Annotated in this window: 11 protein-coding genes and 2 pseudogenes; 6 read left to right on the forward strand and 7 right to left on the reverse strand. The window is 62.2% G+C overall.

Features of this window, described 5'->3' with window-relative positions; genetic code table 11:
* Positions 1-300 (reverse strand): annotated as a pseudogene (locus tag ATY29_RS31930) (sialate O-acetylesterase); the annotation flags it as partial.
* Between the two features lie 293 nt (positions 301-593).
* Between ATY29_RS31930 and ATY29_RS31935 the strand changes: the two are divergent.
* Complete coding sequence (locus ATY29_RS31935; protein ID WP_097533829.1) at positions 594-2,114, forward strand: FAD-dependent oxidoreductase; 1,521 nt, start codon at positions 594-596, stop codon at positions 2,112-2,114.
* Positions 2,115-2,245: 131 nt separating this feature from the next.
* Positions 2,246-4,516: a PBP1A family penicillin-binding protein gene (locus ATY29_RS31940; RefSeq protein WP_097533834.1), complete on the forward strand. Its 2,271-nt coding sequence runs from the start codon at positions 2,246-2,248 to the stop codon at positions 4,514-4,516.
* A gap of 93 nt (positions 4,517-4,609) precedes the next feature.
* On the opposite strand, the gene ATY29_RS31945 is transcribed toward ATY29_RS31940, so the two are convergent.
* The 6 genes from ATY29_RS31945 to ATY29_RS31970 are packed head-to-tail and all read right to left on the reverse strand — an operon-like array spanning position 4,610 to position 10,137.
* Positions 4,610-5,302 (reverse strand): amino acid ABC transporter permease, encoded by a 693-nt coding sequence (locus tag ATY29_RS31945; protein ID WP_097533836.1) that lies wholly within the window; start codon positions 5,300-5,302, stop codon positions 4,610-4,612.
* A gap of 17 nt (positions 5,303-5,319) precedes the next feature.
* Entirely contained in the window at positions 5,320-6,027 is a 708-nt protein-coding gene (locus ATY29_RS31950) for an amino acid ABC transporter permease (protein ID WP_097533838.1), read from the reverse strand.
* A 56-nt stretch (positions 6,028-6,083) separates the two neighbouring features.
* Positions 6,084-6,911: a transporter substrate-binding domain-containing protein gene (locus tag ATY29_RS31955; protein ID WP_097533840.1), complete on the reverse strand. Its 828-nt coding sequence runs from the start codon at positions 6,909-6,911 to the stop codon at positions 6,084-6,086.
* Between the two features lie 16 nt (positions 6,912-6,927).
* Positions 6,928-7,668: an amino acid ABC transporter ATP-binding protein gene (locus ATY29_RS31960; RefSeq protein WP_003565772.1), complete on the reverse strand. Its 741-nt coding sequence runs from the start codon at positions 7,666-7,668 to the stop codon at positions 6,928-6,930.
* A gap of 7 nt (positions 7,669-7,675) precedes the next feature.
* A complete protein-coding gene (locus tag ATY29_RS31965) occupies positions 7,676-9,151 on the reverse strand; it encodes an NAD(P)-binding domain-containing protein (RefSeq protein WP_097533842.1) in 1,476 nt (491 codons plus the stop codon).
* Positions 9,148-10,137 carry a LysR family transcriptional regulator gene (locus ATY29_RS31970; protein ID WP_037091671.1) on the reverse strand — a complete coding sequence of 330 codons (990 nt, stop codon included), beginning with the start codon at positions 10,135-10,137 and terminating at the stop codon, positions 9,148-9,150. The genes ATY29_RS31965 and ATY29_RS31970 overlap by 4 nt, the downstream gene beginning before the upstream one ends.
* 166 nt (positions 10,138-10,303) lie before the next feature.
* Between ATY29_RS31970 and ATY29_RS31975 the strand changes: the two genes are divergently transcribed.
* From ATY29_RS31975 to ATY29_RS31990, 4 genes and pseudogenes are all read left to right on the forward strand, one after another.
* Complete coding sequence (locus ATY29_RS31975) at positions 10,304-10,786, forward strand: CMD domain-containing protein (protein WP_003565775.1); 483 nt, start codon at positions 10,304-10,306, stop codon at positions 10,784-10,786.
* Positions 10,783-11,358, forward strand: coding sequence for a peroxidase-related enzyme (locus ATY29_RS31980; RefSeq protein WP_003565776.1), 576 nt, complete (start codon positions 10,783-10,785; stop codon positions 11,356-11,358). The genes ATY29_RS31975 and ATY29_RS31980 overlap by 4 nt, the downstream gene beginning before the upstream one ends.
* A 157-nt stretch (positions 11,359-11,515) precedes the next feature.
* Complete coding sequence (locus ATY29_RS31985; RefSeq protein WP_003565777.1) at positions 11,516-12,721, forward strand: MFS transporter; 1,206 nt, start codon at positions 11,516-11,518, stop codon at positions 12,719-12,721.
* Between the two features lie 26 nt (positions 12,722-12,747).
* Positions 12,748-12,837 (forward strand): annotated as a pseudogene (locus ATY29_RS31990) (GYD domain-containing protein); the annotation flags it as partial.
* Positions 12,838-12,957: the final 120 nt, after the last annotated feature.

Below are 12,957 nucleotides of genomic sequence, written 5' to 3' on the forward strand. Positions count from 1 at the left end.
GTAATTTGACCGGTGTCGCTGTCCACCGTAGTTGGCCGCGTTCGATTGGCCAAGAATGAGCAAGACAGCCGTTCGATCGGTTTGAACCGGGCAGGTCACAAGCGTTTTTGAGTCATCCCCGATGAGCCGTTCCTTGTCGTCGAAACTATATCGGCTTGGAGCCGCTGCCTTCTCTCCGCCAACCATTTTCTTCAGCGCGGAAAGTTGTGGCCAAGGAAAGATCTCATGTCTCGCGCTCATGCCGCCGAGAAGGTACATGGCGATCACGGCAGCCCCGCCGACTGCTAGCATTTTGCGCATGGCGTCACCTTTAATCATCATCCGATGACTAATCGAGGCTGGTCCAGCCACGAAGGTTCCTTTACACCAGCCATTTCTGCTTGCCCGGGCGTGATCTCACTGACTTCGTGGAGATCGACCCCGTCGCCACTCTCAACTATAGCCCGGACCAGCGATTGCAATTATCCGATTGGGTGAGAGATCCTGCCTGCTCGTAAGCAGCGTGCAGTAGCATGAAGAAAGTCCCGTTGCTCCAAGCGGAACTTTTGTGTGCCTTCCCCAATTTAGCTAGTAGTTGTTCGGAGATGTCCGCCATGAATGTGAGCGACGAAAGAACCGTCTCCTTGTGGGCCGCGCTTAGGGTTATGCCCGACGCGACACCACTCACGCGGAACGATGAGGCTGATGCCGTTGTCATCGGCTCCGGAATTGCCGGCCTGTCGGTAGCCTACGAGCTCGCCCTTGCGGGGCAGAAGGTTGATGTCATCGATCGCGGCCAGATCGGCAGCGGTATGACGGCGCGCACGACGGCGCATCTATCATCCATATGCGACGACTATTTCTCCAAGTTGATCGACCTTCGCGGGCGGGACGGGGCGCGGCAATTCTACGAGAGCCAATCGGCCGCGATCGATCGTATCGAGGCGATCCAGGGGACCGAAGGCATCGCCTGTGATTTCAGACGCGTCGACGGGTTTCTGTTTCCATCGTCCGAAGGACAGGAAGCCGATCTCAAACGCGAATTCGACGCCGCGCTGCAAATCGGCGTCGCGGTCGAACGAGTCACGGGCCTGCCATTTGCGGAATTTTCTGCGACACCCGCCCTTCGTTACACCAGTCAGGCGACATTCCATCCGCTCAAATATCTCCGTGGGCTGGCTGCGGGCATTCGCGCTCGAGGCGGCAAGCTTTTCTGCGATACAGTGGTCGAGGCGGTCGAGGAGACCGAAGGCGGTGTGCGTGTCTCGACGAGTTCCGGCTTCACCGTCACCGGAAAATCGGCCGTGGTCGCCACCAATTCGCCGATCAACGACCGTGTCGCCATCCACACCAAGCAAGCGCCCTATCGCACCTATGCGATGGCCTTCGAGATCGACCGCGGGGCGATCGCCTATGGGCTCTATTGGGACATGGAAGATCCCTACCATTACGTGCGCCTGCAACCCGGTGACGGCGCGACGGATTTTCTTATCGTCGGCGGCGAAGACCACAAGACAGGGGCCATCGACGATGCCGAAGAGCGCTTCGCCGCTTTGACCGCCTGGACCAGGCGTCTGGTGCCCGATATTGGCGCCGAGACCCATCGCTGGTCGGGCCAGGTCATGGAGACGATCGATTACGCCGCCTTCATCGGCCGCAATCCCGGCAATGACCGGGTTTTCGTCGTCACCGGCGATTCCGGCGAAGGTATGACCCATGGCGTGGTCGCTTCGCTGTTGATCCGCGATCTCGTTCTCGATGGCGACAGTCCGTGGCGGGAACTTTACGAGCCCTCGCGCAAGACGCCCCGGGCGATCGGCGATTACCTGATGGAAAATGCGACGGCGATCAAGAGTTTCGCAGAATATGTCGCGCCCGGCGAACGCGAGTCCGTCGACAAGCTACGGCCCGGAGAAGGCGCCATTGTCCGAGAGGGCCTCGCCAAGATCGCCGCCTTCCGAACAGAGGATGGGACCCTCTACAAACGGTCGGCATCCTGCACCCATATAGGCTGCCACGTGCACTGGAATTCCCTTGAACGCTGCTGGGACTGCCCTTGCCATGGCTCACATTTCGCTGTCGACGGCACCGCTTTGAATGGTCCGGCTGTCTCGCCCTTGGCCGACATTTGGTAGTCAAGTCTGTCCTGGCGCCTGTCGGGCAACTGCGCCTATATATTCAGGCCGCCCCTTTGCGGTAGAACACTCAGCGTCGCCCCATTATGAAGCTAAATTCTTGTTGGGAAGGAGCCTCTTGGCGGTAACCGATGCCTAATCCTCCCAAATCCTCCAACGAAAGCGTCAGCAACTCGAGCCAGGCTGGCCATCAGACAGCGGATTCGGCAGCGCCGGTGGACGCACCGGATTCGCCAGAATCCAACCGGGCTGGCGACCGGCAACAGCCCGACGGATCGTTCGGCCAAAGTCGACAGGCTGTGCGAAAACTGTTTCATGCGCTGCGCCAGGATTTGAAGGCAAGTTCCGCCTTGCGAAAGAGCAAGACGGTCGCTTCGAATCTGGGAGGATTGACCCGGCTGGAAAAGCCATCAGCTGCGACGGCCGCACTGATCAAAACCGGGCGCGGTATTCGCAGCCTGCGCACCAAGTGGCGTCACTCCGGCCGACGCGCTCCGTTTGCTGGCCGCTGGTGGAAATTGACGATGGGGCTGGTCTTTGTCGTCTGCCTCCTCGTCGCAAGCGTTCTGGTGTGGGCGCTGAAGGATGTGCCGTGGAGCGAGATCCGCGACGGAACGTTGAAGCCCGTCGTGGTGCTGGAGACTGCAGACGGCGCACCGTTGGTAAGGCAGGGACCATATCAAGGCCCCTATGCTCAATACGACCAGTTTCCGCCCGATCTGATCGATGCCGTTCTTTCCATTGAAGATCGCCGCTTCATGGATCACTTCGGTATCGATCCCCGGGGGATCGGCAGGGCGCTGCTGCGGAACCTGAAAGCCGGCTCGGTGGTAGAGGGCGGCAGCACGATTACCCAGCAACTCATCAAGCTGCAATATCTCGACAGCGATCGAACCATAAAACGGAAAATACAGGAGGTTGTCATCGCCGTTTGGCTGGAGTGGAAGCTCGGCAAGCGGGAAATCCTGACACGCTATCTCAACAGCGTCTACCTTGGAGCGGGCGCTACCGGCATGCCTGCCGCCGCGCGGATCTATTTCAACAAGGATATCGGCGACCTCAACCTGCCGGAATCGGCGATGCTGGCGGGATTGCTGCGGGCGCCGAGCCAATGGAATCCGATCGACAATTTCGAAGGCGCCCGGCAGCGCACCATCGTCGTTCTCGACGCGATGGCTGCGAATGGCAAGATTACCGCGCCAGCGGCGGTGGAGGCCAAGGCGAGCTTTGCCAAGCTGAATCCAACGACGCCGACGCCGCGCTCGGGAAGCTGGTTTGCCGACTGGATCTCGCCGCAGGCGAGCGAAATCGCCGGCTCCTCGCCGGGTTCAACGACAGTGCGCACGACGCTGGTGCCGCGGCTGCAGCAGACCGCCGAAAGGGTCGTGAAAAGAAGCCTGGACGGGGAGGGACAGACAGTCGGAGCATCGCAGGCCGCGCTGGTGGCGATGACGCCGGACGGCGCGGTCGTTGCCATGGTTGGCGGGCGCGACTACAAGGCCAGCCAGTTCAACCGCGCCGTTACTGCGATGCGCCAGCCGGGTTCCACCTTCAAGCTGTTCGTCTATTACGCAGCCTTGAAGGCCGGGCTCACTTTGTCCGACCAGGTTCTGGACGCACCCATCGACATCGACGGCTGGTCGCCGGAAAATTCCGGCGGCAACTATCGCGGCTGGGTGACACTTGCCGAGGCTTTCGCGCGGTCGCTCAATGCCGCCTCGGTGTCGCTTGCCCAAGAAGTCGGGCTGGACAATGTGATTGCCGCAGCGCGTGAGCTCGGCATCGATGCGCCACTTGCCAATACCCCGTCCCTGGCGCTCGGCACATCCGAAGTCAATCTGCTTAACCTCACCAGCGCCTATGCGTCCGTCCAACTCGGCAGAGCGCCCGTCACACCCTGGGGCATCATCGACTTTCAGGCGGCAGGACAGCCGAAGACGTTTCGGGTGGGCCAACAAGCAAAGCCGAATGTCGATCTTTCACCCTACCAGTCCGATCTCCTCGGTCTGCTGCAGTTGGTGGTCGAGCGCGGCACCGGGCGTGGAGCCGACCCCGGCACGTTTGCGGCCGGCAAGACCGGCACCAGCCAGAACAATCGCGATGCCTGGTTCGTCGGCTTCACCGAAACGCTCGTCGTCGGCGTCTGGGTCGGCAATGACGATGACGCGCCAATGCAAGGGGTGACGGGCGGCGCCTTGCCAGCGCATATCTGGCGGGACTTCATGCGCGCGGCGATGGCCGAACCGACGATCGGAGTGCGATCGACAGAGGCCGTGACCGACGGCCAAAGCGCGCCGCTGTCGTGCAACATCACCGCCTGCGCGCGAAGCTACCGGTCCTTCCGACCATCGGACTGCACCTATCAGCCATATTCCGGCGGCCGACGGCTCTGCGAAAAATGATGGGCGAAGATCGAGCGCGGAAAATTGGAGCACTGCTTCCTTGAGAACGAGGTGTGACTGGCTGGCCGTCGCACGCCGGTTCGCGGGCCGGCCTCAGGTCCGCACACGAAGCGCCCGCTCGGTTCTATCGGCGATCCGGGTGACGGCATAGGCGATCGCCATGTAGATCACGACGGCGACGAGGAAAGCCTCGAGGTAGTAGAAGTTCAGCGCGGCGGTCAGTTGCGACTGCGCGAAGATATCGACCACTTCGACGGCGAAGCCGAGCGACAGCGCCTTCATGATCACCATGAACGAGTTCGCCAGATCCGGGATCGCCGCGACGATCACCTGCGGCAGCATGACCCGGCGGAAGAGCTGGCTCTTCTTGTAGCCGAGCGAATAGGCGGCATCCGCCTGGCCGGTGTCGAAGGAATTCAGGGCGCCCTTGACCACTTCGGCCTGGAATGCGGCGCCACAGGCGGTGAGCGCCACGATGAGCGTGACCCAGTTCGGGGTCGAATGACCGTTATAGTCGACGCCGACGAGTGACGTCAGGAACTGCAGGGTCGATGGAAGCCCATAATAGGCGAGGAAGATGACGACGACCATCGGGACGCCCTTGAAGGCGACCTTGTAGGCGACGACGAGCTGCCGAAGCACGGGAACGCGGCGGTATTCGACCATGGCGAACAGGCTACCGATGATCGTCGAGAGCACAAAGACGGCAAGCGCCATTGCAAGGGTCAGCGGCACCGCGCCAAGGATTTCCCGGAGATCGGGGAGAAGAACGTCGATATCGAACATTATGCGCTCTCCTTCGCTCAGACGCTTGCGATCAGCGTCGCCCGAGCCGGCGCAGCCCTCGGAGCGAACTTCGCCGAACGGAGCTCGAAGTAGCGGACGATCAGCCATGCGGCCAGGCACAGCACCGAATAGAGCACAGCCAGTACCAGATAGGTTTCGAACTGATACTGGTTGTAGTCGCGCTCCATGACGAGATGGGCGGTCGCCATCACGTCGGCGGCACCGATATACATGACCAGGGCGACGTTATGGATCAGATAGATGATCGCGTTTCCGTAGCCCGGCAGCGCGATATGCACGGCCTGCGGGGCCAAGACGCGCAGGAGCTTCTGCCGGAAGGAATATCCGAGACTGTCGGCGGCGTCGTGCTGGCCACGCTCGACTGCGAGATAGGCCGGCCTTAGGACTTCGGAGAGATAGCCGCCGTGATAGAGGCTGAGGCCGAGCATCGCGGCGACCGTCGGCGACACGAAATCCTCGACGCCGAAAATGTCCACGAACACCGGAAGCCCGTAGAAGGCGACGAACAACTGTAGCACGACGGGCACGCTCCGGGCGTATGATACGTAGAGATCGGCCAGATGGCTGATCACCGGTATCCTGCGCACCCGGAACGTCGTTGCGATCAGGGCCAGCACGAAGCCGGCGACCATGGCCGTGAAGGTGATCGCAAGCGTCAGCGGCAGGGCCGAAAGCAGCTCGGGAATCATGATGGACAGGTCCACTTTGGAACGCTCCTTCTTTCAGTCTTTGGCCTGATCGCCGGTATCGCAGCCCGGCGTCACTTCATGTATGCGGTGATGTCCTCGCCGAACCATTTCTGCGAGAGCTTGGCGAGCGTGCCATCGGCCTTGAGTTCCTTCAGAGCCTTGTCGATACCGTCGGCGAGCGCCTTGTTCTCCTCGGAGCGGTGGATCAGGACGAAAGTCTCGTTGATCGCCACAGGCTCGCTCGCCTGGACCTTCAGCTTCTGCTGGTCGATCACGGTCTGCTCGCCGAGGTTCGACGGCAGCACAAGCGCGTCGTACTTGCCGTTCTCGACCTCCTTCAGCCGGTCCGGGTACGGAATTCCTGCGCTCGAAGCCGTTACCTCAATCTTATAGTCGGAGTTCTTTTCCTGCCACGCCGTGGCGAACTTGTAGATGCCGCCGCCCGCCGTCACCGGCACGATCTTCTTGCCGACGAGGTCCTTCATCTCCTTGATGCCGCTGTCGGTGCGGCTGTAGATCTTGATCAGGCTGGCGCCGATCGGCGCTTCCGGAATGAGGAACTGCTTCTCGCGGGCTGGCGCGCGATAGTAGCCGCCGGTCGCAATGTCGTATTTGCCGGTCGCCAGACCCGTCTCCTGGGCGATGTCGGCAGCGCCTTCCATCACGAACTTGTATTGGGGCAGCTTGGCGTTGATCGCCTTCAGGACGTCGGGCTCGTAGCCCTGCGGCTCGACGCCGATGGCGCCCCAGGATAGCGGCTTCGATTCCGCCGCGGTGGCGATCTTGATCGTCCGGACAGCGTCCTCGGCAAAGGCTGCGCCGGCGGTTGCGAGAGCGATGGAAACGCCGGCAACGGCGAGGCCGAAGCTGCGGCGGGAAAGTGAACTCGAAGAAGTCATTTCTGGAATCCTTTCTCTATTGGATTGCACGCTCGGAATTGAGGAACTGGGCAAGGCGTGGGTTGGAAGGCGTATCGAAGATTTCTGTCGGGCTGCCGTCGGCGGCGACGACGCCGCGGTCCATGAAGACGATGCGGTTCGAAATGTTCTTGGCAAACTGCATCTCGTGGGTGACGAGAAGCGAGGTGATGCCGGAGGACGTCACGTCCTTGATCACCTTGAGAACCTCGTTCACGAGTTCGGGATCGAGAGAGGACGTCGGCTCGTCGAAGAGCATGACATCGGGCTTGACCGCCAGCGCTCGGGCGATGCCGGTTCGCTGGAGCTGACCGCCGGAAAGCTGTGACGGGTAGTTGTCGAGCTTGTCGGAAAGGCCGACCCGCTCGAGCTCCCGCAGCGCGATCGTGCGGGCTTCGTCCCTGGATTTGCCCTGCACGACGACGAGCGGATCCATGACGTTCTGGATGACCGTCATGTTCTTGAAGACGTTGAACTGCTGGAACACCATGGCAGTGCGCAGCCGGATCGCCTGCACCGCAGCCTTGTCCGGGCGGGCGAAGTCCATCCTGATATCGTCGAACGCGATCGTTCCCGATGCCGGCTTCACCAGATGGTTGATGCATTTGAGAAGCGTCGTCTTGCCGGTGCCGCTCGGACCGATGATCGACACCACGTCGCCGCGCTTCACCGAGAGATCGACGCCGTTCAGGATCTGCGTGCTTCCGTAGGAGAGCTTTAGGTTGTTGATCTCGAGCATTTCAGTCTCAGGTCCTTTCGGAGGAGAGTTGGGCAAGCGTTTCGGTTTCGCCGTCCGCCCATTCGTCGCCGAGCAGTTCCGGGGTGTCGAAGGCCTGGAGATTTTCGAAGTGCGTCTCCCGGTCTTCGACAAAGAGCGATCGGACGATGCCACGGGCAAGGCGATCCGCGCCTTCGCTGATCGCCGGGATGTCGCCCGTGAGCTTGCCGTGGCTGAGCGTCGCCGGGAAATTGAAGCAATGGAGGCTTGCGAGAGTCGGGCATGAACCCGGCTCCCTTTCAAGGAACTCGAATGCATCCCCCAGATCGGGCGATCCCTCGAGTTCTGCGTTCGCCGTTCCGGCCGGCGTCGGGAAGCGGTCGCGCCAGAGGCGAATGTGCGGTTCGAAGGCCGCGAGTTCCGGCCTGGTCGTCAGGTCGATCTTGAAACCGGTGCCGAAGATCAAAAAATCGATGGAATAGCTGGCCTTCGACGTCGTCACGACGAGCTTGTCGCCGTCCTGCCGCAGCCCGGTGATCGGGCTTTGGAGATGAAGGTGGGCCTGTTCGAAGGCGCTGACGCGCATGACGCTCGGACGCGGCGGCGGCGTCTGCTGGCCCATCGCATAGTTGAGGAAGCGCCACTTCCATTCGTCCGGCAGTCCGGCGAAGCCATGGACGACGCCCTGGCTGCCGATGCCGGTGAACTTGTTGATCCGCGGCAATTCCGTCCGGCGGACGAACATGTCGAGGCGGCCGGCACCGGCTTCGAGCGCGGTCGCGGCATTGTCCATCGCCGACGCCCCCGCACCGATCACCCCTACCCGCTTGCCGCGCAGCGCGGCGAAGTCGATCGCATCGGCGGTGTGCGCCCAGAACCTGCGATCGATATTTTCGGCAATGTCGGGCACAAAGGGGCCGCCGAGACCGTCGCGGCCGGTCGCGAGAACCACGTGGCGGGCGATGATCTTTTCTCTACGGCCATTCTCGCTGCAGGCGAGGTCGAGCATGCCATCGTCGCGCGGCAGGATCGCATCGACCGAGACGCCGTTGCGCACCGGCAGCTCGAGCACCTTCCGATACCAGACCAGGTAGTCCATCCACGTCTCGCGCGGCGCCCGGTCGAGCGCCACCCACGCTGCGCTGCCGAAGCGCGCTTCATAGTAAGCGCGGAAGGTTAGCGCCGGCAGACCCATGGCGGGGCCTGTAAGCTGTTTCGGAGATCGAAGGGTGCGCATCCGGGCGAAAGTGACCCACGGCCCTTCCTGCCCGGCGGGTGCCTTGTCGAGGACGACATGGTTGGCGACGCCAAGGCGCTTCAGCATTCCGGAAGCGACGAGGCCTGCCATGCCGCCGCCGATGATGACGACATCGATGACGGGCTGGCCATCAATTTCGCGGGCGGGAACCCACGCCTTGGCGGGCAGCTCCAGCCAGGAAAGGTCCTGACGAAGACGCGCTTCGAGGGCATCAAGATTGTGAGGATTTCTGGAGAGGTCGCTCATGCGGGCGCTCCTTCGGAGATCGCAGCCTGCCCGTAGACGGTGTCCGCCAAGGTTTCGATGCCATTTGCCTCCAGCAGGCGGCAGCCCGGCATCTTCAACGCTTCGAGCCGCGCGGCATCGATTGCGGCGGCGACCGTCGGTGCGAGCGGCAACGCCGTCGCGGAGATCGCACCGAACAGGAACGGAATGGCCTGGTCGAGCACGCGCATGACGATGCCATCCAGAGGCACGCCGCAGACGGTCGCGGGCTCGACGATGGCAATGCCAAGGCCTGCGCGCACTAACGAGAGCGCAGTCAGCGAGGCGTTGACGTCGATGATGCGATCGGGGGCCACCCCTGCCCGTTCCAACGCCTCGTCGACGCGATGACGAAGCCGATACGGGTTTGCAAGCGTGATAATGCGACGCTCGGCAAGATCGGCCAGGCGAACGACGTCGTTCGCAGCGAGAGGATCTTCGGCGCCGATTGCGATCACGCACGGTGCTTCCGCGATCCAGTGGATGTCGAGACCGGGATGTTCGAGCGGCAGGCTCGATATTCCAAGATCGGCCGAGCGGGCGAGAACCGCCTGCACGACGTTTTCGGCGGCGAGCGCCTGAATGTGGAGATGACGCGGGATCAGGTCGGGTGAGACGGCGGCCAAAGCCTGCGGCAGGATTCCCGCGGCAAGAGACGGCGTCGCCGCGATGGTCAAGGTCGCGGGCTCGTCGAGACCGATCGCTTCGGCCCGTTCGCGGATGTGGGTCAGGCTGGCGAGATGACGTTCGACCTCGGCATGGAAGCGCAGACCGCGCGACGTCGGCTGGATGCGCGGACCGCTTCTGTGAAGGAGCGCGTAGCCCAGATCGGCTTCCAGGTCCTGGATCTGCCGCGTCACTGCCGGCTGCGAGCGGCCGAGCAGCCGGGCTGCGCCGGTGACGCTGCCGGCCGACATTACCGCCGCAAAAGCTTCGAGTTGCCGGATGTCGATCGGGTTTTTATTCATATTCAACATGAACCACCGCCATCCATGCTTTGGAAGCATGACGTTTCTATAATTTGAGTGGACAATAGATAATTATTTCGCATTGATTGCAAGCCTTCATGCTATTTTGACATAATGAACTTCAGACCTATCTAATGCTCTCCCGCGAGAAGCAAAGGAGCTTGCCTTGACGCTCATCGAAACTCTTGCCGCCGTCAGACCCGGCTCGGCCCTGGGCGAGGCCATGGAAAAGCGCGCGGAGATCCTGCGCCTCAGCGAAGCCGCCCACGACGCAGTCCTTCTTCCGCGGGACGCCGGCGGCCTGTCGCATGGCCTCAGGGCGGCGCTTGCCGCCCGTATGGCCCGTCACAACCACGACGAAAAACTGGCGAAGCACTACGATGAGCTCGTTAAAGATGCCGCCGAGGCATCGACAGCGCCGCTCGCCAGGCTGGGTACGAGCGTAACCGACGAGCGCATCGCAGAGATCGTCCGCCATGCGGACCGCCTGACCGTCGCGCCGCGCGAGGCGACGCGTGCTCACATCGAGGCACTGCGCAGCGTCGGCGTCAGCGACGCCGACATCGTCCGGCTCTCGGAACTGGCGGCCTTCGTGAACTATCAGGTGCGCGTCATCGCAGGGCTGGCGCTGATCGGAGCAAGACAATGAGCGAAGTCATCCACAGCTTCACCACAACGGTTCCCCGCTGGCAGCCCTATGTCGTGCCCGTCGATCTCGCGACCGCGACCGAGGAGCAGCGCGCGGCGATGCAGGTGACGCCGTCCAACAAGGGCATCTCGCCCTATGTGCTGACGCTCGCTCACGATCCGGAATCGCTCGCCGTCCGCTCGCCGCTGTTCAATCTGATCATGTACGGCAAGGACGGGCTGTCTCCGGGTGAACGCGAGCTGGGCGCCACCGCCGCCTCCATCGTCAACCGCTGCGTCTATTGCGCCGCCGTCCATTCGTCCCGCTTCATCAGCCACACCAAGCGGACGGATGTGATTGACTCCATCTTCGCCGACGGGCTCGATGCCGAGCTTGACGAGCACCTCCAGGCCATCTTCGACTTCGCCGCCCGTCTCTCCGCGACGCCGCCCGAAGCGGCGGAGGCGGACGCGCAGGCTATCGCCGACATCGGCCTCTCCGAGCTTGAAGCCCTGGACCTCGTCCTGTCGTCTGCCATCTTCGGCTGGGCGAACCGCTTGATGCACACGCTCGGCGAGCCGGTAAAAGATTGATGCCGTCAGCAGCGCTGCCGATCGCCGCGATGCCGGGGATGGGCTAGCGCCGAGCTCGATCGAAGCAGGTGTCGGAAAACCAAGCGCCAGATCAGGAGAGTAACAGTGTTTGCCGGCGCCGAGCCGGTTTCTCAAAAGCAAGATGAGATCGAGGCCGATGAAAGAGGTGCGAAGCATTCAGCCGATGACATGGCTTTTCGCAGCCCGTTCTTTGCGCGACTTCGGCGACGGGTTCGTCGCCATCCTGTTGCCGGTCTATCTGCTGGCTCTCGGCTTTTCGCCGCTGCAGGTCGGCGTCGTTGCCACCGCATCCCTGTTCGGCTCTGCGCTCCTAACCATCATCATCGGATTTCTTGGCGCGCATCATGATCTCCGCCGCCTGCTTCTGGCCGCCGCTGGCTTGATGGTCGCCACTGGTATCGCTGTACCCATGATCACCGACTATGGGTTGCTGCTGGTGGTCGCCTTTGCCGGCACGATCAATCCTTCGGCCGGCAGTGTGAGCATCTTCGTGCCCCTTGAGCACGCGGTCGTTGCCCGCGAAGCAACCAGCGCCGATCGCACGATGATGTTCGCTCGCTACAGCCTCGTCGGGGCCCTCGCGAGCGCCGGCGGCGGCCTCGCCGCAGCGCTGCCCGATGTGATGACGCGGCTGGGGATGGCGCAACTGACTTCGATCAAGCTGATGTTCATTGTCTATGCGCTGGTCGGCATTCTCGGCAGCCTTTGTTATGCACGCATACCGCCGCGTCCGGTGCGTCACGAAACCGACATACCGGCGGCACTCGGACCTTCACGCGCCATCGTCCTGAAGCTCGCCGCGCTCTTTAGTCTCGACGCCTTTGCTGGAGGTTTCGTGGTTCAGTCCCTGCTCGCCCTGTGGCTGTTCGAACGTTTCGATCTTTCACTATCCGAAGCCGGAGTGTTTTTCTTCTGGACGGGTCTGCTGTCGGCGTTCTCATTTCCTGTCGCCGCTTGGCTATCGAAGCGGGTGGGGCTCATCAATACCATGGTGTTCACCCACGTTCCGTCCAGCATTGCCCTTGGCCTCGCCGCATTCGCACCCACCTTGCCCCTAACGGTCATATTGCTGCTCATTCGAGCCGCGCTCTCGCAGATGGACGTGCCGACCCGCTCTTCCTATGTGATGGCCGTTGTCACCGAGGCGGAGCGTGCCGCAGCCGCAAGCTTCACGTCGGTGCCGCGAAGCCTCGCCGCGGCGGCCAGCCCAGCACTCGCAGGTGCTCTCTTCGCTGCATCCTATCGGGCTTGGCCACTCCTCATCTGTGCCACACTGAAAATCACCTATGACCTGCTGCTGCTATGGCAGTTCCGGCACCTCAAACCGCCCGGGGAAGGTTAATGGATCGCCTGCACAGATCCTCGCAACTAAACGGCAAACTCCATGGGTTCTGGTACGTCTTCGGCGAGGTTGACGGGTGGAATTTGTGGGAGGCGCCTGACAACGCATCGATGGCCCACCGGCAACTAGGCCGCAGCACCGCGATCTTTCGGACCGCCCTCGCGCTCAAGAGTCGCGTCGCAAGATCGCTGCACAGTGTTGCGCGATTTGCGAGGCTAAGGGTTCATCAATCTGTT

This window comes from Rhizobium hidalgonense (genome assembly GCF_002914525.1).
Classification (GTDB): Bacteria; Pseudomonadota; Alphaproteobacteria; order Rhizobiales; family Rhizobiaceae; genus Rhizobium; species Rhizobium hidalgonense.

Excerpts from the sequence above, each read along its gene's own strand:
- ATY29_RS31935 (WP_097533829.1), top strand. The coding sequence starts at position 594 with ATGAATGTGAGCGACGAAAGAACCGTCTCCTTGTGGGCCGCGCTTAGG.
- ATY29_RS31940 (WP_097533834.1), top strand. The coding sequence starts at position 2,246 with ATGCCTAATCCTCCCAAATCCTCCAACGAAAGCGTCAGCAACTCGAGC.
- ATY29_RS31945 (WP_097533836.1), bottom strand. The coding sequence starts at position 5,302 with ATGTTCGATATCGACGTTCTTCTCCCCGATCTCCGGGAAATCCTTGGC.
- ATY29_RS31955 (WP_097533840.1), bottom strand. The coding sequence starts at position 6,911 with ATGACTTCTTCGAGTTCACTTTCCCGCCGCAGCTTCGGCCTCGCCGTT.
- ATY29_RS31960 (WP_003565772.1), bottom strand. The coding sequence starts at position 7,668 with ATGCTCGAGATCAACAACCTAAAGCTCTCCTACGGAAGCACGCAGATC.
- ATY29_RS31965 (WP_097533842.1), bottom strand. The coding sequence starts at position 9,151 with ATGAGCGACCTCTCCAGAAATCCTCACAATCTTGATGCCCTCGAAGCG.
- ATY29_RS31970 (WP_037091671.1), bottom strand. The coding sequence starts at position 10,137 with ATGAATAAAAACCCGATCGACATCCGGCAACTCGAAGCTTTTGCGGCG.
- ATY29_RS31980 (WP_003565776.1), top strand. The coding sequence starts at position 10,783 with ATGAGCGAAGTCATCCACAGCTTCACCACAACGGTTCCCCGCTGGCAG.
- ATY29_RS31985 (WP_003565777.1), top strand. The coding sequence starts at position 11,516 with ATGAAAGAGGTGCGAAGCATTCAGCCGATGACATGGCTTTTCGCAGCC.